Origin of the sequence: Rhizobium sp. ZW T2_16, assembly GCF_044987325.1 — a bacterium.
GTDB lineage: Bacteria > Pseudomonadota > Alphaproteobacteria > Rhizobiales > Rhizobiaceae > Neorhizobium > Neorhizobium cellulosilyticum.
Genome location: NZ_JBJDRG010000002.1, coordinates 525,793 through 545,021 on the forward strand (window position 1 = coordinate 525,793; position 19,229 = coordinate 545,021).

19 protein-coding genes are annotated in these 19,229 nt (G+C 58.0%); 13 read left to right on the forward strand and 6 right to left on the reverse strand.

Going from position 1 to position 19,229, the window contains the following annotated elements; translation table 11 throughout:
* Positions 1–281: 281 nt before the first annotated feature.
* Positions 282–1,418, forward strand: coding sequence for a porin (locus ACI3K0_RS08120; protein ID WP_404945236.1), 1,137 nt, complete (start codon positions 282–284; stop codon positions 1,416–1,418).
* A gap of 208 nt (positions 1,419–1,626) precedes the next feature.
* Entirely contained in the window at positions 1,627–2,739 is a 1,113-nt protein-coding gene (locus ACI3K0_RS08125) for a porin (RefSeq protein ID WP_404945237.1), read from the forward strand.
* Between the two features lie 112 nt (positions 2,740–2,851).
* Here ACI3K0_RS08125 and ACI3K0_RS08130 read toward each other — a convergent pair whose 3' ends face one another.
* On the reverse strand, positions 2,852–4,969 hold the full coding sequence (locus tag ACI3K0_RS08130) for a lytic transglycosylase domain-containing protein (RefSeq protein WP_183822496.1): 2,118 nt from the start codon (positions 4,967–4,969) through the stop codon (positions 2,852–2,854).
* A 228-nt stretch (positions 4,970–5,197) separates the two neighbouring features.
* On the opposite strand from ACI3K0_RS08130, the gene dapA reads away from it, so the two are divergent.
* The 3 genes from dapA (at position 5,198) to ACI3K0_RS08145 (ending at position 8,006) form a co-directional block, all read left to right on the forward strand.
* Positions 5,198–6,082: a 4-hydroxy-tetrahydrodipicolinate synthase gene (gene dapA / locus ACI3K0_RS08135; protein WP_404945238.1), complete on the forward strand. Its 885-nt coding sequence runs from the start codon at positions 5,198–5,200 to the stop codon at positions 6,080–6,082.
* 235 nt (positions 6,083–6,317) lie between these two features.
* Positions 6,318–6,794, forward strand: a complete 477-nt coding sequence (smpB, locus tag ACI3K0_RS08140; RefSeq protein ID WP_148145483.1) for an SsrA-binding protein SmpB — start codon at positions 6,318–6,320, stop codon at positions 6,792–6,794.
* Positions 6,795–7,037: 243 nt separating this feature from the next.
* Positions 7,038–8,006 carry a YbhN family protein gene (locus ACI3K0_RS08145; RefSeq protein ID WP_183822492.1) on the forward strand — a complete coding sequence of 323 codons (969 nt, stop codon included), beginning with the start codon at positions 7,038–7,040 and terminating at the stop codon, positions 8,004–8,006.
* Positions 8,007–8,010: 4 nt separating this feature from the next.
* On the opposite strand, the gene ACI3K0_RS08150 is transcribed toward ACI3K0_RS08145, so the two are convergent.
* Both ACI3K0_RS08150 and ACI3K0_RS08155 read right to left on the reverse strand, forming a co-directional pair.
* Entirely contained in the window at positions 8,011–9,066 is a 1,056-nt protein-coding gene (locus tag ACI3K0_RS08150; RefSeq protein ID WP_183822490.1) for a bifunctional transcriptional activator/DNA repair enzyme AdaA, read from the reverse strand.
* An 80-nt stretch (positions 9,067–9,146) separates the two neighbouring features.
* Positions 9,147–9,722, reverse strand: coding sequence for an NYN domain-containing protein (locus ACI3K0_RS08155; RefSeq protein ID WP_112511088.1), 576 nt, complete (start codon positions 9,720–9,722; stop codon positions 9,147–9,149).
* Positions 9,723–10,190: 468 nt separating this feature from the next.
* Here ACI3K0_RS08155 and rpoZ point away from each other — a divergent pair, with 468 nt between their 5' ends.
* The 8 genes from rpoZ to ACI3K0_RS08195 all read left to right on the forward strand — a co-directional run bounded on the left by rpoZ (position 10,191) and on the right by ACI3K0_RS08195 (position 15,383).
* Positions 10,191–10,595 (forward strand): DNA-directed RNA polymerase subunit omega, encoded by a 405-nt coding sequence (gene rpoZ, locus ACI3K0_RS08160; RefSeq protein WP_148145480.1) that lies wholly within the window; start codon positions 10,191–10,193, stop codon positions 10,593–10,595.
* Between the two features lie 219 nt (positions 10,596–10,814).
* Positions 10,815–13,073 (forward strand): bifunctional (p)ppGpp synthetase/guanosine-3',5'-bis(diphosphate) 3'-pyrophosphohydrolase, encoded by a 2,259-nt coding sequence (locus ACI3K0_RS08165; protein ID WP_148145479.1) that lies wholly within the window; start codon positions 10,815–10,817, stop codon positions 13,071–13,073.
* Between the two features lie 143 nt (positions 13,074–13,216).
* Positions 13,217–13,525, forward strand: coding sequence for a hypothetical protein (locus ACI3K0_RS08170; protein WP_183685010.1), 309 nt, complete (start codon positions 13,217–13,219; stop codon positions 13,523–13,525).
* 221 nt (positions 13,526–13,746) lie between these two features.
* Positions 13,747–13,962 (forward strand): DUF982 domain-containing protein, encoded by a 216-nt coding sequence (locus ACI3K0_RS08175; protein ID WP_404945293.1) that lies wholly within the window; start codon positions 13,747–13,749, stop codon positions 13,960–13,962.
* 247 nt (positions 13,963–14,209) lie between these two features.
* Positions 14,210–14,419 (forward strand): cold-shock protein, encoded by a 210-nt coding sequence (locus ACI3K0_RS08180; protein WP_148145477.1) that lies wholly within the window; start codon positions 14,210–14,212, stop codon positions 14,417–14,419.
* 111 nt (positions 14,420–14,530) lie between these two features.
* Complete coding sequence (locus ACI3K0_RS08185; RefSeq protein WP_148145476.1) at positions 14,531–14,815, forward strand: cold-shock protein; 285 nt, start codon at positions 14,531–14,533, stop codon at positions 14,813–14,815.
* 25 nt (positions 14,816–14,840) lie between these two features.
* Entirely contained in the window at positions 14,841–15,086 is a 246-nt protein-coding gene (rpsU, locus tag ACI3K0_RS08190; RefSeq protein WP_148145475.1) for a 30S ribosomal protein S21, read from the forward strand.
* A 99-nt stretch (positions 15,087–15,185) separates the two neighbouring features.
* Positions 15,186–15,383, forward strand: coding sequence for a hypothetical protein (locus ACI3K0_RS08195; protein WP_148145474.1), 198 nt, complete (start codon positions 15,186–15,188; stop codon positions 15,381–15,383).
* A 126-nt stretch (positions 15,384–15,509) separates the two neighbouring features.
* Here ACI3K0_RS08195 and ACI3K0_RS08200 read toward each other — a convergent pair whose 3' ends face one another.
* The 3 genes from ACI3K0_RS08200 to ACI3K0_RS08210 form a co-directional block, all read right to left on the reverse strand.
* The gene (locus ACI3K0_RS08200) at positions 15,510–16,343 is read right to left on the reverse strand and encodes an undecaprenyl-diphosphate phosphatase (protein ID WP_183822486.1); all 834 of its coding nucleotides are present in this window, start codon (positions 16,341–16,343) and stop codon (positions 15,510–15,512) included.
* Positions 16,344–16,639: 296 nt separating this feature from the next.
* On the reverse strand, positions 16,640–17,590 hold the full coding sequence (locus ACI3K0_RS08205) for a DUF3829 domain-containing protein (RefSeq protein WP_183822484.1): 951 nt from the start codon (positions 17,588–17,590) through the stop codon (positions 16,640–16,642).
* A 460-nt stretch (positions 17,591–18,050) separates the two neighbouring features.
* Positions 18,051–19,094 carry an SMP-30/gluconolactonase/LRE family protein gene (locus ACI3K0_RS08210; protein WP_148145471.1) on the reverse strand — a complete coding sequence of 348 codons (1,044 nt, stop codon included), beginning with the start codon at positions 19,092–19,094 and terminating at the stop codon, positions 18,051–18,053.
* Positions 19,095–19,229: the final 135 nt, after the last annotated feature.

Here is a 19,229-nt window from a genome sequence, read left to right on the forward strand (position 1 = left end):
TCTGATCTTTCAGATATGAACGGAAAGCCCGGCCCTGTGCCGGGCTTTTTGTTTCTGTTGATTCGGTGCAGACGCAGAATTCCCGCAAGAATTAGTGGATGCAAATGCACGGACAGGCGGCTTTAAGCCCGGTTTACCCGTTAAATTTGTGACAAATAAGTAACGACCGCGTTGCAACTGCCTGATGTTCGCCGGCCGCAGATGCGGAAATGCTTGTAAGCACCCGCCGCCCGCCTGTAACTTGACGGTTGTAAAGCCTAGAGTTGACCGGGGAACCCCAAATGAAAATCACGAGCCTTCTCATCGCATCGACCGCGGCGCTTGCAAGCGTCACCGTCGCCCAGGCTGCAGACGCAATCGTCGCTGCCGAACCTGAGCCGCTGGAATATGTTCGCGTCTGCGACGCGTTCGGAACAGGCTATTTCTACATTCCGGGTACCGAGACCTGCCTCAAGATCGGCGGTTATGTCCGCGTTCAGATCGACGGCCGCAGCGACGACGATTTTGGTGGTGAGGGCGGTTACCGTACCAATACCCGTGGTCACCTGACCATCGACGCTAAGTCGGACACAGAATACGGCACCTTGGCTGCTACCATTAATCTCGAAGCCAACACCAATTCTTCGAACACCTATTCAGTCACGATCCCGGATGCTGCCGGTGGCGGTTTTACGACCTATGAAACGTCTGCGGCCAACAACGACTTCTTCCTCGATGAAACGTTCATCGAACTCGGCGGCCTGCGTATTGGTTACTTCTACAACTACTTCGATACCGGACTTCCGGGCGAAACCGTCCTGTCTGACGCTGGTCCCTATGGTAACGGCGGCTTCGGTGGCGATACTCTGAACAACTCCATCCGTTACACCTACGATGGCGGTGCATTCTCCGTTTACGGTCAGGTTGACGCCTTTGATTCGCAGGACGGCTGGAAGGACGACGTTGCGGGCACTGGTCGCGGCCAGGATGAAATTGGCATCAACGGCGTCATCACCGGCAAGTTCGGTGGCGTAACCCTCGACTTCTTCGCCGGTTATGACTTCGATCGCGAAAATGCAGCGCTCGCTTCCACTCTGACGGCTGCCATCGGCCCGGGTTCGCTCGGCATCTTCGCAGCATACTCCTTCGGTGATAACCGTTACTTCGACGCTTCCGAATGGACTATCGGTGCGGAATATGCTTTCGCTGTGAACGACAAGTTCTCCATCACCCCCGGTATCCAGTACTGGGATAACGTCGTTCTCGACGTCGATGGCGACTTCGATGGTGGCGATGCATGGCGTGCAGGCCTGACGGCCGACTACAAGATCACCACCGGATTGACTGCCAAGGCAACCATCAACTACACCGACGTCGATAACGATGTTGAGTCTGCCGACCGTTGGGACGGCTTCCTGCGTCTGCAGCGTTCGTTCTAATTCAGTTGACGATCTAATTTGGAAAGCCCGGCCTTGTGCCGGGCTTTTCTTGTTCTGGCGACGTCGAAATTCGTCCGTGATAAATTGGTAACTGTCAGTTTCCAACTGCGTGATGTAGTGGATCTGAATGTACGATGCCGCTTGCACTTATCCTGATCGCGAGTAGCGTTTTTTCAATGTGCGAATGCAGCTCACCGAGGAAATCCCAATGAAGCTGACCAGTTTTCTCATCGCATCGGCAGCAAGCCTGGTTGCTACATCTGTTTCCCACGCCGCTGATGCCATTGTCGCTGCCGAGCCGGAACCGCTGGAATATGTCCGCGTCTGCGACGCTTTCGGCACCGGCTATTTCTATATCCCTGGCACGGAGACCTGTCTCAAGATCGGCGGTTATATTCGTCTGCAGCTGGATGGCCGCAGCAATTACGACATCGACACAAGTGCTGGCGCGGTCGAACTCGACGATGATGCTGGCTATCGCACAAATACGCGTGCGCAGCTCCGGTTCGAAGCCAAGTCCGACACCGAGTTCGGCCCCCTTGGTTCACGCGTCACGTTGCGCGCCAACAATAACTCCGACAGCTCGGACTTCGCGCTGAACGAGACCTATATCGAGCTGGGCGGTTTCCGCATCGGCTACTTCTACAATTACTTTGATACCGGCCTGCCGGGTGAGACCGTGCTGTCGGACGAAGGCCCGCTTTCGGGCAGCGCAACCGATATTTTCGGGGACTATATTGGCGGAGATACGCTGAACAATTCCATTCGCTACACGTTCGAATCTGGAGCATTCACTGCATACGGTCAGGCTGATTTCTTCAATTCGCAGGCGGGCTGGAAGACCGACGCCGATGGCAGCGCTGACGAGATCGGTCTCAGCGGTCTCATAGGCGGCAAGTTTGACGCGTTTTCCATCGATCTGTTCGGCGCCTATGAGTTCGACCACGAAGACGGCGTCGTCGCATCCACTCTGTCGGCCGAGATCGGACCGGGCAAACTGGGTGTTTTCGGTGTCTATTCTTCCGGCCCGACCCGCTACTGGGATTATTCGGAATGGACGATTGGCGCCGAGTATGCCTTCGCTGTTTCCGAAAAGTTCAAGCTCACGCCCGGCGTCCAGTATTGGGATAACATCATTCCCACGAGCGACGACTATACGGGCGGCAGTGCCTGGCGCGTCGGCGTGACGGCGGATTATCAGGTCACGCCGAACCTCCTCGCCAAGGCGACCTTCAACTACAACAATGTTGACATTGACACTGCCGGTTATGGCGATGGCGACCGTTTCGACGGCTTCCTGCGTCTGCAGCGGGATTTCTAATCACAGAAGTTGAAAAGCCCGGCTAGGCCGGGCTTTTCGTGCTTATCAGGGTATCTTGCTATCGAACTGTTCGAGAACCGGGGTAAGGCGCGGCTGTCTATGGCTCTCGGTCTCACCGCCTGCCGAACCGCAGATCGTCAACAATATCGGCCTTCTGCCCCAGCCGGGTCTTGTAGACCTGATAATTCTCTAAGACGCGCTGAACGTAGTTGCGCGTTTCGGGGAAGGGGATGCGTTCAACCCAGTCGATCACCTCTTCGAGCGACTTGCCACGCGGATCACCATAACGAGCAATCCATTCCGGCACACGCTTCGGTCCGGCGTTGTAAGCTATGAAGGTCAGTACATAGGAGCCGCCGAAAGCGTCGATCTGCTCGCCGAGATAATGCGCGCCAAGTGTGGCGTTGTAACCAGCGTCACTGGTCAGCCGGTCCGCCTTGAAGCTCATCCCGTGCCGCTTGGCAACGCCCTGTGCCGTCCCGGGTAAAAGCTGTAGAAGGCCGCGGGCATTCGCTGCGGAAACGGCTGACGGGTTGAATGCGCTTTCCTGCCTTGCGATCGAATAGGCAAGCGCCTTGCCGGAACCGGCAATATTGGCGCCGGCCGGAATGACGCCGATAGGATAGGCGAGTGCCGCCACATCGACACCGCGGGAAAATGCCGACTTGCCGATTCGCAGCGATAGTGCATGGTCGCCTTGTGCTTCCGCGCGTGCGGTCAAAAGCGAAAGTTCGCCCGGGCTGTCGATCTGCTCGCCGAGTGCCGCATAAAGTGCTGCTGATCGCCGGTCATGGCCGACGGCGTCAAGCCGAGCGATGGCACGGACCACCTCACGCGAAGCGAAGCGCTCACGGTCCTGCGCCGTGGGGGAGGGGTAGCTTACATCGAGCGTCGATTTGCCGAGTTTTGCTGCGGCCAACTGCCCGTAGAACGTGCCGGAATAACGCGCCGCCTGTTCATAAAAGTTACGCGCCTCTCCCGGTCCGCCGGCCTCAGCCGATCGGCCGAGCCAGTAGAGCGCCCGCGACGCGGAAAGCGGCCGGTTGGAAGCTTCGTAAATCTTGCGGAAATGCGTCTCGGCCGTCGCCGGATCCTGAAGCGCCCTCAGCGCATACCATCCAGCATGGAATTCCGCATCGGCGCGATCGACGGTAGACTGAGCCACATGATTTGCGACCAGCCTGTAGGCGGCGCTGAACTGACCTAGATCCGCAAGCCCGCGCGAGACGATCCGTTGCTCGTTCCACCATTCCGTTGGATAGACGAGTTTTGCCGGATCGCGCGGTATGCGCTCAAGCAGCTTTGCCGCTCCGGCATAATCGTTCTGCCGCCTTGCATATTCTATTTTGACGAAGAGATAAGCGGGATCGCTCGCCCACGAGCCTGCAACGGCATTGATCAGCGCATCGGCATTCCTGGCATTATTCGCAACGGCCGCCCACGCGTTATAAAGCGACTGCGCATTGCCGAGACTGGAAAACCGCTTTGCTTGCGCCACGCGGCCGCGATACATGAGATAGTCCATGCGGGCCTTGTGATCGGCTGCGGTGAACAACCCGCCGAATTCGCCAAGCAGCTTGTCTTCGGTCGCCACATCGAGTGTCTCGGAAGACCATAGACCACGCAGGGTCCGGGCGGCCTCAGCGGTTTTCCCAGCTGCCGTCTGCGCGCGGGCGAGGATCATTGCACCTTCCGGCGTCTGCGGGCGTGAATTGCCCATGGCGGAAAGCACGGCTGCAGCAGGTGGGTTTTCGCGATAAAGCGCGCGCTCTTCCCGCTCGCGCAATCCGCCGAGCCCCGGCCAGCCGGTCAGCTCGCGTGAAGCGCTGGCAATCTCGCGATAGGGCACATCCTTCATTCCCGAACTGGCAATCGCCCAGGTGAGGATTTTACGGTCGAGCGAGCCTGCCGGCAGGCTGTCGCGCGCAGCAATCGCCTGCGCTGCATCATTGCCGGAAAGCGCGTCGAGCCCGGTTTTGAGTGCAGAAGATGCAAGCGGTCGGTCGAGCCTCGGAATGGAGCCGGTAATCTCGGGAATGGGCATGGCCGTTGGCGTGGGGATAGCCTGGGGGCCCGGTTGCGTTGGCACAGGCGCGCTCATCGGTGCGTTCGGTCGGGCAAAGGGAAGCGGCACGATGCCGCTACCAGCGCCACCGCTCTGGGCGAGCACAAGGCTCGATATGCTGGCTGCACCCAATCCTAAGGTGAGGATCAGAGCGGGCTTCTTCATCCGGCGACTCGCGAAAAAGACATATACCCCTATCGGGTTCTCCCATTAGGCTCCGGCGGCATTAACGAAACCTTACCACGACCTCTAAAATACGCATCAATGAGCGGTGGCCGGCGATCAGTTTCCCGTGAGCTTTGCGCTTGTCGGCGATCTGCCTCCGCTTTATGGTGCGCCACCTTAGTCATTGATTACGGCCGAAGCATGGACTGCGGCCATTGGGAGTTTTGCATGTTCAAGGGATCGATCCCCGCGCTCGTAACGCCGTTCACCACTGGCGGGGCTGTCGATGAAAAAGCGTTTGCAGATCATGTCGAATGGGTGATTGCAGAGGGCAGCTCGGGCCTTGTCCCGGTCGGCACGACGGGTGAATCGCCGACGCTTTCCCATGATGAGCACAAGCGCGTGGTCGAACTCTGTGTGGAGGTCGCTGCCAAGCGCGTGCCGGTCATCGCTGGTGCTGGTTCCAACAATACGACAGAAGCGATCGAGCTCGCACAGCACGCAGAACAGGCCGGCGCCGATGCTCTGCTTGTCGTCACGCCCTATTACAACAAGCCGACCCAGAAGGGGCTTTACGCCCATTTCTCGGCAATCGCTGATGCGGTTTCCCTGCCCATTTTCATCTACAATATTCCCGGCCGCTCGGTCATCGACATGAGCCCGGAAACCATGGGCAAGCTTGCGAAGGCGCATAAGAATATCGTCGGCGTTAAGGACGCGACGGGCAAGATCGAGCGCGTCTCGGAACAGCGCATCTCCTGCGGTACCGATTTCATCCAGCTTTCCGGCGAGGACGCTACGGCGCTTGGTTTCAATGCGCATGGCGGTGTCGGCTGCATTTCGGTCACGGCCAATGTCGCGCCGCGCCTCTGTGCCGAATTCCAGACGGCGACGCTGGCCGGAGATTACAAGAAGGCGCTCGAATACCAGGATCGTCTTATGCCGCTGCACAAGGCAATCTTCATGGAGCCGGGTCTCTGTGGCGCCAAATACGGTCTGAGCCAACTGCGCGGCATGGAGCGTACCGTGCGCTCGCCCTTGTTCTCCGAGCTTGAGCCGACAACCGAAGCCGCAATCGATGCGGCGCTGCGCCATGCAGGCCTGTTGAACTGAGGCATTGCCTTGGCGCTCGAAGTCGCTGACGCATAAGCTTCACATTCGGTCCTGACCGCATTATATCAATGCTTAACCCCGCTCATTGCTTTTGGGCGGGGTTCTTATTTGGAAAAGCAATTCCAGCAAAAGTGGGAACCGGTTTTGTGTCCGGAATTGCGTCAAACAGAGTATTGGAGCCTTTTCGCCTTTCGAAGAAAAGCGGATACGCTCTAAGCGGAATGGAATTCGTCTGATGGCACCCAAAGGCAGCCAGCGCGTGGTCAACAAGGTCGTTGCGGAAAACCGCAAGGCCCGGTTCAACTACGAGATCATCGACACCTATGAGGCAGGCCTGGTGCTGACTGGTACCGAGGTGAAGTCTCTGCGCGACGGCAAGGCCAATATCGCCGAATCCTATGCGTCGGACGAAGGCGAGGAGATCTGGCTGATCAACAGCCACCTGCCTGAATATCTGCAGGCCAACCGCTTCAACCACGAGCCGCGCCGCCGCCGCAAGCTGCTCCTGTCGAAGCGCGAGATCGGTCGTCTGCGTAACAGCATCAACCGCGAAGGCATGACGCTCGTGCCGTTGAAAATCTATTTCAACGAAAAGGGCAGGGCCAAGCTGGAGCTCGCACTCGCCAAGGGCAAGAAGCTGCACGACAAGCGCGAGACCGAGAAGGAACGCGACTGGAACCGGCAGAAGTCGCGGCTGTTGAAGAACGGCTGAGACTGATCAAAAGCGCATTCGGCGTAATCGCTGACCCTCTGCCCCCAAGCGGGGCGAAGGGAACGTGCCCTGTTCGAGATCTGCGACGCACGGTAACGGCGTGGCTTGGGTCCTTTTCCCCGCCTGCGGGCAGAAGGTGCTGGCAGGCAGATAAGGCGTTGAAGCTGGCGCCGAGGTAAACCTCCACCGGAACCAAACTCATCCCCCGCCGTTTCCCCGCACGTTCATGCGGGTAAGCGGATAATGACGAAGAAGCAGTTTTTCACCTACCTGATGCTGGTTGTGGGCTTCGGCCTTGCCGTCTGGCTCCTTTATCAGGTTTTTCGCGAGCACTCGTTCTCCGAGATCGCCCAGTCGGTCCGCGATATCCCCGCTGCCAATCTGGCTCTGGCACTCCTCTTCGCCTTCGGCTCCTATCTCTGCCTCACCGGCTTTGACTGGTGCGGCGTGCGTTATGTGAAGAACGATCTGCCCTATCCTAAAATCGCGCTCGCGTCTTTCATCGCGCTCTCCATCGGCCAGAGCGTGGGCATGTCGGGCCTCAGCAGCGGTGCGCTGCGCTATCGCTATTACGCCCACTGGGGCATGACGACTGAAGATGTGGCGAAGATCGTGCTGCTCTCGGGCGTCACGGTAGGGCTCGGCATGGCCGTGCTTGCCGGCATCGTCATGGTGCTCAACCCGCAGGATGCCGCCGCAGTGCTGCGTCTGAGGCAGGGGGGCGTGATTGCCATCGGCGCAGGCTGCCTTGCCGCAACGGCACTATACATCGCGCTTGCCGCCTTCCTGCGTGCGCCGCTGAAAATCCGCAGCTGGACCTTCCAGATGCCCACCTGGAAAATTGCCGTCGCACAAGTGGTCATCGGCACGGTCAACTTCGCTCTTGTCTCTGCCTGCCTGCGCGAGGTCATGGCGGCGGGCGCCGATGTCAGTTATCTCAAGGCCGCAACCGCCTTCGTGCTCGCCAATGTTGCGATCCTCATCACCCATGCGCCAGGCGGCCTCGGTGTGTTGGAGGCGACCGTCCGGCATGTCATGGGCGATCAGGCATCGATCGGCTCGCTGGTCGCCTTCCGGGTGATCTATTTCTTTATCCCGCTCTTCATCGGCCTGCCGCTGTCGCTCGTCGTCGAGGCCATCTTCCGGGCAAGAAAGTCGGGCAGTAGCCCGCAGCCGAACGGCGATCAACGCGCAGCGGTCTCTGCCGGATAGAAAGTCAGCGTTCCGCCATTCGGCGCTCATGTTCGATCAGCCAGCGTTTGCGCCACAGGCCGCCGCCATAACCGGTCAGGCCGCCATCGGCTGAAAGCACCCGGTGGCAGGGGATGACGATGGCGATCTGGTTGGCGCCGTTGGCACCCGCAACGGCGCGGGTGGAGGAGGGCCTGTTCATGTCGCTCGCAAGTGCGCCATAGGTGCGAAGCTCCCCGGCCGGGATATCGCGTAGCGCCTGCCACACCTGCCGCTGGAACGGCGAGCCATGCTCGGCAAGCCGCGTCCTGAACCCCTTGTTTTGGCCGGAAAAATAGGCCTTCAGTTCCGCCTCGATCTCGTCGATTGGCGGATACCGTCCCATGACGATACCGCTGCCGCTCGCCTCCTGCAGTCTGCGGATCTCTGCCGGTAGCGCCTTGCGCTCGGCAAATTCCAGAATATGCAGGGCGTGCGTGTCGGCGATCGCGATCATCGGGCCGATCGGCGTATCGATCCAGTCGGCACGCAGAAGGCCCTTGCCACGCAGTCTCACCGGAGCTTCCCCGAACAGTCTTGCGATCGCGGCACGAAAGCCGCTACCGGATTCGTAACCCGCATCGAGCTGGGCGTCGATCACATTGGCGCCGTCATTCAGCACTTCCGCGGCCTTGCCCATTCGTCTCAGGCGCGCCATTTCCAGAAAACTCATGCCGAATTGCCGCTTGAACGCACGTCGAACGGTGGATGGATCGACGCCTAAGGCGCTCACGTCGCCTTCGCTCCAGCGCCGCATCGGATCGGCATCGAGTGCATCGATCAGCCTTGTGACCACGGGATCGGTCTCGCCAAGCTTCAACATCGGCCGGCATCGATTGCAGGGGCGAAAGCCGGCTTCGAGGCATTCGGCGATCGTCTCATAGAAAGTTGAATTCTCGCGCTTCGGCTTGCGGGCAGGGCAGGTGAGGCGGCAGAAAATGCCGGTTGTCTTCACGGCCACCCAGACAAAACCTTCATAGGAAGGATCGCGGGCGATCAGCGCATCATAAAGAATGTCGTCGGAAGGGCGTTGAAACAGCATGACACTCTTCTAGCCCGAAACGAAAATAGGCGCCGCCGAAAAACGGGCGCCTATTTTTCTGATTATGTCTGCTTCGACAGTTACGCGTCGGCCGGCTCTGTGGGCTCGGTCGGGCGTACCGCGCGTTCGCTCGGGTCGCGGCCGACCTCCGCCTTCAGCGTCATCAGGTCGATGAAGTGATCGGCCTGACGGCGTAGGTCGTCGGCGATCATCGGAGGTTGCGTCTGCATCGTCGAGACGACCGAGACCTTACGGCCACGACGCTGCAACGCTTCCACCAGGTTGGTGAAGTCGCCGTCGCCGGAGAAGATCACCAGATGATCGACGGTTTCCGACTGTTCCATCGCATCGATGGCCAGTTCGATATCCATGTTGCCCTTGATCTTGCGACGACCAAGACTGTCCGTGAATTCCTTCGCGGGCTTGGTCACGACCTTGTATCCGTTATAGTCCAGCCAGTCGATCAGCGGGCGGATCGAGGAATATTCCTGGTCTTCGATAAGCGCCGTGTAATAATAGGCGCGAAGAAGGTAGCCGCGTTTCTGGAAAGCCTTCAGAAGCTTTCGATAGTCTATATCGAAGCCGAGGCTTTTTGAGGCGGCGTACAAATTCGCGCCATCGATAAAGAGAGCAATTTTCTCTCTCGGGTCAAACATATGTCTCCATCCCTTTTTATGCCCGTTTTCCGAGCAGATCGGTAAAACGAAATATGTACCGACGATATCGGAATAATTCTTACATTACGAACTATTCATATATCTGTCATGTAAGTTACGATTCGCAATATTCCAAGCACGTGCTGATTGAATATATTCCTCCATCCCAAGCACTTTAGTCTTAATGTCCAAGGCGCGGACCATTCGACTATGAGTTCTCGGGCGCAGCGCTTGCCGGATTTGGTATCCGGATAAACAGGTGAACCTCACCCGTTTCTTCGCCGCCAGGCTTTGACAGAGATCATGCTGTCAGTGCTTTGCGCCTTCGAATGGAGCGTTTTCTCCTCAGTAAACGCCCCGTAACTCACCACTCGATTGGCCCCGGGTTTAGGAAAAACTTGAATTTCCCGTCCGATGGCTGTATCGGGCGTATCAATTCCGGAAATCCAGGACCGCAAAGGACAGGCAATGGCCCGCGTCACAGTAGAAGATTGCATTGACAAAGTCGACAACCGTTTCGAGCTGGTTCTGCTCGCAAGCCATCGCGCTCGCCAGATTTCGCAGGGCGCTGCGATCACCATCGACCGCGATAATGACAAGAACCCCGTAGTCGCTCTTCGCGAGATTGCCGATGAGACACTGTCTCCCGACGACCTGAAGGAAGACCTGATCCACTCGCTGCAGAAGCATGTTGAAGTTGACGAGCCCGAGCCCGATCCGGCAGCTCTGATTGCCGCTGGCGGTGTATCGGTTGCCTCCGACGTTGAAGATGAAGATGCTCCGGAAACCGTCAATTTCGACCAGATGTCGGAAGAAGAACTGCTGGCCGGTATCGAAGGTCTGGTCCCGCCGGAAAAGAGCGACGACTACTGATCGGCATAATGTGCCTGAGCGGATTTCAATCGATATTCGCTTGGCGCGGATAAAACGGTCGGAATAATCGCTCCGGTCGGAACGATAGTGCGCTGCGGCAAGGTATCGTTCATCCTATCGCCCTAATCTGGTTGTCTCAATAATGATGGCTGCGCTAACCGATGGTTGGCGCGCCATTTTCTTTTGTCGCCACACCGTATTTGAAGGGCATTTCCGGGAATGATGAGGCAGTACGAGCTTGTTGAGCGGGTGCAGAAGTACAAGCCCGACGCCAATGAAGCTCTTCTCAACAAGGCCTATGTTTACGCCATGCAGAAGCATGGCCAGCAAAAGCGCGCCTCTGGTGATCCCTACATTTCCCATCCGCTCGAAGTAGCGGCCATCCTCACCGACATGCATCTCGATGAGTCGACCATCGCGGTCGCGCTTCTGCATGACACGATCGAGGATACGACAGCCACCCGCGCCGAGATCGACGAACTGTTCGGCGAGGATATCGGTCGGCTCGTCGAAGGCCTGACCAAGCTGAAACGCCTCGACTTGGTGTCGAAAAAGGCCAAGCAGGCCGAGAACCTTCGCAAGCTGTTGCTCGCCATTTCCGATGACGTCCGCGTCCTGCTGGTGAAGCTCGCCGACCGCCTGCATAACATGCGCACGCTCGACCACATGAAGGCCGAGCAGAAGGCGCGCATTTCCGAAGAGACGATGGATATCTATGCGCCGCTCGCTGGCCGCATGGGTATGCAGGACATGCGTGACGAACTGGAGGACCTGTCCTTCCAGTACATCAACCCGGAAGCCTACGAGACCGTCACGCAGCGCCTGGCGGATTTGTCCGCCCGCAACGAAGGCTTGATCAAGAAGATCGAGGACGAGCTGCGCGAGCTTCTGGTCGCCAACGGCCTGAATGGAACTTTCGTCAAGGGCCGGCAGAAGAAACCCTATTCGGTCTTCCGCAAGATGCAGTCGAAGTCGCTCTCTTTCGAACAGCTCTCGGATGTATACGGTTTCCGCATCATCGTTGACGACGTTGCCTGCTGCTACAAGGCGCTCGGTATCGTCCACACACGCTGGCGCGTCGTTCCCGGCCGGTTCAAGGATTACATTTCGAACCCCAAGCAGAACGATTACCGTTCGATCCACACCACCATCGTCGGTCCGTCCCGCCAGCGTATCGAGCTGCAGATCCGCACCCAGCTGATGCAGGAAATCGCCGAATACGGCATCGCCGCTCATACGCTCTACAAGGACGGCCAGTCTGTTGCAGGCAAGGGACCGGCCAAGAGTGACGAGCTTTTGCCGAAGGAGAGCAACGCCTATTCCTGGCTGCGCCACACGATCGAATCGCTGGCCGAGGGTGATAATCCCGAAGAGTTCCTCGAACACACCAAGCTCGAACTGTTCCAGGACCAGGTTTTCTGTTTCACCCCGAAGGGCAAGCTGATCGCGCTGCCACGCGGTGCAACCCCCATCGACTTCGCCTATGCGGTTCATACCAACATCGGCGACACCACGGTCGGCGCCAAGATCAACGGCCGTATCATGCCGCTCGTAACCCGGCTGAACAACGGCGACGAAGTCGAGATCATCCGTTCCGGCGTCCAGGTCCCGCCAGCCGCGTGGGAAGAGATCGTCGTCACCGGCAAGGCGCGCTCGGCGATCCGCCGCGCTACCCGCATGGCGATCCGCAAGCAATATGCCGGCCTCGGCCACCGCATTCTGGAGCGCACCTTCGAACGCGCCGGCAAGACGTTTTCCCGCGACGCGCTGAAGCCGGCGCTGCACCGTCTGGCGCAGAAGGATGTCGAGGATACGATCGCCTCCGTCGGTCGCGGTGAGCTTTCTTCGCTCGACGTGCTGCGCGCCGTCTTCCCTGATTACAAGGACGAGCGCGTAACAGTGAAACCGGCAGCCGATCAGGGCTGGTTCAACGTCCCGAGCGCAACCGGCATGATGTTCAAGCTGCCGGCGAAATCCCAGACCGATCTGGAAAACGCCCAGGCAGCAGATCTCGTGGCGACCCTATTGCCGATCCGCGGCCTTGCCGCCAATACCCAGGTGCGCTTCGCCCCGAGCGGCGCGGTCCCCGGCGATCGAATCGTCGGCATCATGGATGCGGGCAAGAGCAAGGGCATCACCATCTATCCGATCCAGGCGCCTGCGCTGCAGAAATTCGACGACGAGCCGGAACGCTGGATCGATGTCCGCTGGGATCTCGACGAAGCCAACAAGTCGCGCTTCCCGGCAAAGATCGAGATCAACACGATCAATGAACCGGGCACGCTTGCAACCGTCGCCACGACGATCGGTGCGCTCGACATCAATATCCGCACCATGTCCATGGGCTCCAACCGCGCCGACGACTTTTCCGAGATCGCGATGGAAATCGAGGTCTGGGACCTGCGTCAGCTCAACCAACTTCTTTCGCAGTTGAAAGAACTGGACTGCGTGGCCAATCTGAAGCGGGTTTATGATTGACGTGCGGCTGATGATTTAGGCCGATTTGACCTTCGAGGCTCGACATTCGCCTATGCTGCACTATCTCACTTTGATCGTCGTGTCGGAACGAGCAGCGACGGCTGAGGGATGAGATGGGCTCTCGCTCAAGGCGGGAGGCTCAATTGCCCCATACCTCTCACGATTTGCAGGCAATATTCGACCATGGATGGCGGGACGCTGAGGATGGAAAAGGCCTGAGTGCCAACCCCTATCTGCGCGACGAAAGCAATTACCGCCTCTCTGCCTGGGTTGAGGGCTATCGCGAGTTCGCGGACGGTATGAGTGCCGCATACAGAGATCAATTGGTCGATGAGGGCAAGCAGGCAGGTACCCTTCTCCTCGACAACCGGGCCTGCCCGTACATCCTCGACCAGAGCAGTCTGCGCTATGATGCCTGGCTGTCGGGGTATCAGTCTCCCGGCGCGCAATGATCTTTCCGCATCGGACAGGTGGCCATCTGCAGGATCGCACAATTCAGGTCTGCTCGCGCTCGAGATCAGGCGTGAATTTATCGTCTGGAAGCATTTGGAAGACACCGGCGATCGACAATCTCCGCTTCGACTTGGAGCATATTCGGTCGACGCCACGGAAGGATCATGCATTGCTCACCGTTATCCAAATCGACTTTCGTACACGATGGGAATATCCCGTCATGGTAGCAAGGCGCAGTGGAAATTCGGTCGCCATAAATGGTCCTGGACAGGCGTTGAATTACCTGCGTAACGACTTCGTTTTTCAGTCCGGGCGATCTTATTTGTCTGCCGTGTGGGCGTGTCAGTCGGTCCTGCGCTGCAGGGGAGACGCCGAGACCGCGCGACAGCATTTTATCGCCGCTTATGCTGACTACATGATCAAGCTCCATCCTTAGCCAATTCTCTGCGCAGGGTGATCTGAGCTTCCTATGCAGCCGGCGTCGTGCAGCAAGGCCCCGCAATCTCCATGCAAAGCCTTTATTTTCGCGCATGCCTTGTTGTTGGCCCATTAATCGCTATTTTAGATTTTATCGAACCTTGCTAGCGACTCTCGTCGGCAGCCTAACGGCTCTTCTTGATTTTCTCTCATCGTCGATTTAGCGCCGGGCAACCGGCTTACACAGCGATTGAAAGGAAATCGTTATGAGCACTGGTACAGTGAAGTGGTTTAATAGCACGAAGGGCTTCGGATTTATCCAGCCGGACAATGGCAGCGAGGATGTGTTCGTGCACATTTCTGCCGTGGAGCGTGCGGGTCTGCGCGGTCTGAACGACGGGCAGAAGATCAGCTACGAGCTCGTGCAGGACAATCGCTCCGGCAAAAGCTCCGCAGACAACCTGCGCGCAGAATAATATGTCATCGCCCTCGCGTGACCACGGATGTACTGGCACGCGAAAGGCTTGATGATAAACGGAGGTCGGGCGTCAAACTCCGGCCTTTTGTTTTGACCCTTGGAGGTCATGATGAGCAAGCACCGTTATGATGCCGGCGACGTGGTCGTCTTGAAGAGTGGTGCATTTCGCTTCGGCGAAACCAATGGCTCATGCCGGATTGTTGCTGTTTTGCCGGATGCTTACGGGCTGACGCAATATCGCGTCCAGTTTGACGGTGAGAATTGCGAGCGCCGCATTACGCATGGCGATATCAGTCATGAGGGTTCCGTGGATGTCTCGAAGACATCGACCGCGACACCGCTTCCATCTGGTAGTTCGTGGATCAACGTGAATACGATCAAAATCAAGAAATAGTGGCTTTGCCGCGTCAGGAGATATTTTGCAGGTACTTGTAAGAGACAACAATGTTGATCAAGCGCTTCGCGTTTTGAAGAAGAAACTGCAGCGTGAAGGCCTGTTCCGGGAAATGAAGGCGCGCAGCGCATATGAGAAGCCGTCGGTAAAGCGCGCCCGCGAAAAAGCCGAGGCGATCAGGCGCGCCCGCAAACTGGCGCGCAAGCAGATGCAGCGTGAAGGGCTGTTGCCTGCTCCGAAGAAGAAGGTCATTGCTCCTCGGGCTCGCTGATTGCCGGTTCGATATCGGTTCCCCGCGGCACCCGTCGCCGGAGGCATGGTTTTCAGATTGTTTTAGTGCGCTTTTGACCTGAAACGCAGGAGGACTGACATGACTGTGACGAAAGACCGTTTCTTCAAACCGACGAAGCTTTCAGCCGATGCAAAGGCGAAAACGACCAATTCCATCGTCCGCGACATTCTCGATTCCGAGGTCGCCGAGAGGGAAAAGAAGACGCAGAAACTTCGCGCTCTGCGCCTTGCGCAAGTCTCTGCAAGCCCATCCGGCACCTCCCGTTTCGGCAAGTAATTGGGTCGGCCGGGGCTAACCTCTCCGTTAAGCGTCACCTAAAACAAAACCCGCCGACAGCGTCGGCGGGTTTTGTTTTTCGTTTGATCGGAACCGCTCTTCTGTTCGACGGCCGAATCTCCAAGCTCAGATCGGGCTGACATAGCCGAAGCCGAGCAAGCCAAGCAGCGCCACGCCGATCACCACGCGATACCAGACAAACGGCATGTAGCTCTTGGTCGATACGAGTTTCAGGAACCAGACGATGACGCCGTAACCGACGACGAAGGCGATCAGCGTTGCAAGCGCGGTCGGACCGGCCGCGACCGCCGTGTCTTCCCCCATCGTCTTCAGGAGCTGGTAGAAGCCCGAGCCGAATACGGCAGGAACAGCGAGCAGGAAGGAATAACGCGCTGCCGCCTCGCGCGTGTAGCCAAGGAGAAGGCCGGCAGTGATCGTTCCGCCGGAGCGGGAGACGCCGGGGATCAGCGCCATCGCCTGGGCAAAACCGAAGATAATGCCGTCGCGCCAGATCAGCTGCCTAAGCGCATATTTCTTCTTGCCGATGCGGTCAGCCCAGCCCAGGATAAGACCGAAGGCGATCAGCATCACGGCGGTGATATACATGTTGCGCAAGCCGTGTTCGATCTGGTCCTTGAAGCCAAGCCCCAGGATGATGATCGGCAGCGAGCCGATGATGATGAGCCAGCCCATGCGGGCCGCGTCCCTGTCGTAATCGCCGATCCTGAACACCTGACGTAGCCAGGCGGTGGCGATATTGACGATGTCTTTCCAGAAATAGACGAGAACCGCAGTCTCGGTGCCGAGCTGGGTGATGGCCGTGAATGCCGCGCCAGGATCGGTGCCAGAGGGCAGGAATTCGCCGAGAATGCGCAAATGCGCACTGGAGGAAACCGGCAGGAATTCGGTCAATCCCTGGACAAGTCCAAGAATGGCGGCATCAGTCCAACTCACGCTCATGGCAGCTCCGAAGGTTGGGGAAAGGATTTAAAGGGTAAAAGGGATTTCTGAAGGCAGGCTGAAGGTCATGTTTGCATAGGTCTGGCAGCTTGCGATCGTCAAGCTGCAAAGCTTGGAACCGCTCAATGTGACGATTCTACGGTAGACCGTCCATGTCTCAAACATATCACGGCTATTCTTGGCATCTGCGCTATGCCTGCGAATGCCCCGTCATGAACGCGAACGGGCCGGATTTCTCCGGCCCGCCATGTTTTTTCACAAACGGGGAGATGCGGCTCACCTGACGCCGCGTCACCTCAGCACTTGTTGAAATTGATCGCGTTGATGACGTTGTTATAGTCCTGCAGCAACTGCGTTGCGTCCTGCCGTTCCGCCGACATCATCTGGAACTGCGCTTTCTTGTCTTCCTGATAGCGGCCGTTCTCGGTCCGCAGGATGATCTGGCGGCCGGTGGAAAGATAGGCATTGACGTTGAGCATCATCGACGAGCATCCGGCATGGTTCTTCTCGCGCACCTTGGCGTCATAACCTGTCGCCATCGTGTTGAACTGATCGAGCGAGGTCTTCAGCGCATCCTTCCTGTCGCCCAGCCCCTTGCCCTGCAGAAAGCCGTCGGCGGCGTCCATGCTTTCCTTGATGTGGTAGATCATGCCGATGCGGAAATAGTCGCGGGTATCCTTCTGCGCACTTTCGAACTCGGTCTTGATCCGGGCGCGGTCCTTGGCGTCGATGGCGCTGATGAAATTGCCCTGCGCGGCGGCAAGCGCCTCCATGGCGGCGATGAAGGCGGGCCCGATCTCGCGACCATGCACGCCCTTGTCGCTCAGATAGGTCTTGGCGGCGATATAGTTACCCATGTCCCGATCGAGCGGTTCGGCCTTCTCGGCCGCGTCGCGATAGGCATCGGCCGAACCGTCGAGCTCGGCCATGTCGGGCTTCATCTCACGGGCCTTGGCAAGGGCGTTCTTCAGCCTGTCCAGATTGTTGGTCGAGTAGAACAGGTTGTCATTCTTGTCCTTGCCGTCGAGCACGGGCTGGACATAGCTCTGGAAGGTCGCCAGTTCCTTGGCATAGGAGCGTTGGAACGAGTTCGCCACTTCGACATAGGCGTTGTATTTCAGCACTTCGGCCTGTTCGGCGGATGGCTGGCTCTGTTCCTTATTGCTGGTCTTGCTTTCGTCGCAGGCAGAAAGCGTCAGGACGCAGGCCGCAACGGCCAGCGACCGGATCATGTTTCCGGTGTTCATCAAATTGTCCTCGTTTGAAATATCAGCTTGAAACCGCAGGATCGGCAGCCGCGACTGGCAGCCCGCATATCAGGATCGCTATATCGGGATCACTTGGTTGGCGTCTCGGACCGATCAGGTTTCATCCTGTTTCGGGTCTGGTATCCGCTCCAACTACCTCCTCTTCACTGGTGGCGTCCGATGGCTCACAACAAGCCATGGTTATCAGGCGCACACACCGTTCTCCCCTCGATCTGTTGAAATGCCTGGGGACTTATTCATCTGCGCCCTAAGTCCGCTCGGGAAAGGCGGCGATCATCTGAAAATACATGATCTGCAGAATGTGAGAATGTTTCCTATTGGCGCAATCCCGGCTTGTCACCCCGAAAACGGCTTCCGCTGATATTTGCTATCCGGTGAAACGGAAACGGGCCGGATTGCTCCGGCCCGCTTCTCAATTCAATGATGCTGGTGAGAGCGATCAGACGGCGCCGCGGGTCTCGACATAAAGTGCGTAGACCGAGTGGCTCGACGCCATGTAGAGGCGGTTCTTCTTCTTGCCGCCGAAAACAAGGTTCGGGCAACGCTCCGGCAGCTTGATGAAGCCGATCGCCTTGCCTTCCTTGTTGAACACCTTGACGCCGTTCAGCTCTTCCGGCTTTGCGCCGGCAGCACCGGACGAACCCCAGCCGCACCACAGATTGCCGTCGACATCGACCTTGAAGCCGTCGAGACCGCCATTGTCGTCAGCTGTGATCAGCGCCTTCTTGTTGGAAACTGTCTTGCCGTCCTTCGAGACGTCGTAAGCCCAGACGATACGGTAGGGCTGCGCGCGGCCTTCGACGATATAAAGCTTCTTCTCGTCTTCGGAGAATGCGATCCCGTTCGGGCCCTTCAGTTCGTCGGTGATCAGCGACAACTCACCTTCGGCTGAAATGCGGTAGACAGAATGTGGCAGTTCCGGGTCTGCCTTTTCGCCCTCCCACATGCCGCCGATGCCGAATGGCGGATCGGTGAACCACAGCGAGCCGTCCGACTTGCAGACGATGTCGTTCGGCGAATTCAGCTTCTTGCCCTTGTAGGTGTCGGCAAGAACCGTGATCGAGCCGTCATGCTCCGTGCGGGTGACGCGGCGGGTCAGGTGTTCGCATGCAATCAGGCGGCCCTGCAGGTCGCGGCAATGGCCGTTGGCATAGTTGGAATTGGCGTCGAACACGCTCCATGTCTCGTTCGTTTCGTCGAACTTCATGACGCGGTTGTTCGGAATATCGCTAACCAGCAGATACTTGCCGTCACCGAAATAGACCGGACCTTCCAGCCAGCGAGCGCCGGTGGCAACCTGTTCCAGAGAAGCGCTGGCAACACGGTATTTCGCAAAGCTCGGGTCGAGAACCTGAATGGCCGGATCGGGATAGATCGGGGAGGGGGTGAAGCTGATCGCCTGGGCGGAGGCGTTTTTGATGGTGACGGCAGTTGCGGCTGCGACGGCACCGAATGTCATGAGGTTGCGGCGGCTAAGATCCACGGGAAAATTCCTTCGATAATAGTCGTTGATTTCATATCAATCTGCCCGTTCTGCGGGAGGCGGCAATCATCGCCTTGGTGCCCTGTTAACTTCGTAACATTGTGCGCTGCAATATAAATCTGATGCATTCTCCCC

What these genes read in the sequence shown, in the direction of transcription:
- ACI3K0_RS08185 (WP_148145476.1), top strand. Translation starts at nt 14,531, where the DNA reads ATGAGCAAGCACCGTTATGATGCCGGCGACGTGGTCGTCTTGAAGAGT.
- smpB (WP_148145483.1), top strand. Translation starts at nt 6,318, where the DNA reads ATGGCACCCAAAGGCAGCCAGCGCGTGGTCAACAAGGTCGTTGCGGAA.
- ACI3K0_RS08175 (WP_404945293.1), top strand. Translation starts at nt 13,747, where the DNA reads ATGGTAGCAAGGCGCAGTGGAAATTCGGTCGCCATAAATGGTCCTGGA.
- ACI3K0_RS08200 (WP_183822486.1), bottom strand. Translation starts at nt 16,343, where the DNA reads ATGAGCGTGAGTTGGACTGATGCCGCCATTCTTGGACTTGTCCAGGGA.
- ACI3K0_RS08180 (WP_148145477.1), top strand. Translation starts at nt 14,210, where the DNA reads ATGAGCACTGGTACAGTGAAGTGGTTTAATAGCACGAAGGGCTTCGGA.
- dapA (WP_404945238.1), top strand. Translation starts at nt 5,198, where the DNA reads ATGTTCAAGGGATCGATCCCCGCGCTCGTAACGCCGTTCACCACTGGC.
- ACI3K0_RS08150 (WP_183822490.1), bottom strand. Translation starts at nt 9,066, where the DNA reads ATGCTGTTTCAACGCCCTTCCGACGACATTCTTTATGATGCGCTGATC.
- ACI3K0_RS08165 (WP_148145479.1), top strand. Translation starts at nt 10,815, where the DNA reads ATGATGAGGCAGTACGAGCTTGTTGAGCGGGTGCAGAAGTACAAGCCC.
- ACI3K0_RS08130 (WP_183822496.1), bottom strand. Translation starts at nt 4,969, where the DNA reads ATGAAGAAGCCCGCTCTGATCCTCACCTTAGGATTGGGTGCAGCCAGC.
- ACI3K0_RS08155 (WP_112511088.1), bottom strand. Translation starts at nt 9,722, where the DNA reads ATGTTTGACCCGAGAGAGAAAATTGCTCTCTTTATCGATGGCGCGAAT.
- ACI3K0_RS08205 (WP_183822484.1), bottom strand. Translation starts at nt 17,590, where the DNA reads ATGAACACCGGAAACATGATCCGGTCGCTGGCCGTTGCGGCCTGCGTC.
- ACI3K0_RS08195 (WP_148145474.1), top strand. Translation starts at nt 15,186, where the DNA reads ATGACTGTGACGAAAGACCGTTTCTTCAAACCGACGAAGCTTTCAGCC.
- ACI3K0_RS08120 (WP_404945236.1), top strand. Translation starts at nt 282, where the DNA reads ATGAAAATCACGAGCCTTCTCATCGCATCGACCGCGGCGCTTGCAAGC.
- ACI3K0_RS08125 (WP_404945237.1), top strand. Translation starts at nt 1,627, where the DNA reads ATGAAGCTGACCAGTTTTCTCATCGCATCGGCAGCAAGCCTGGTTGCT.
- rpoZ (WP_148145480.1), top strand. Translation starts at nt 10,191, where the DNA reads ATGGCCCGCGTCACAGTAGAAGATTGCATTGACAAAGTCGACAACCGT.
- ACI3K0_RS08145 (WP_183822492.1), top strand. Translation starts at nt 7,038, where the DNA reads ATGACGAAGAAGCAGTTTTTCACCTACCTGATGCTGGTTGTGGGCTTC.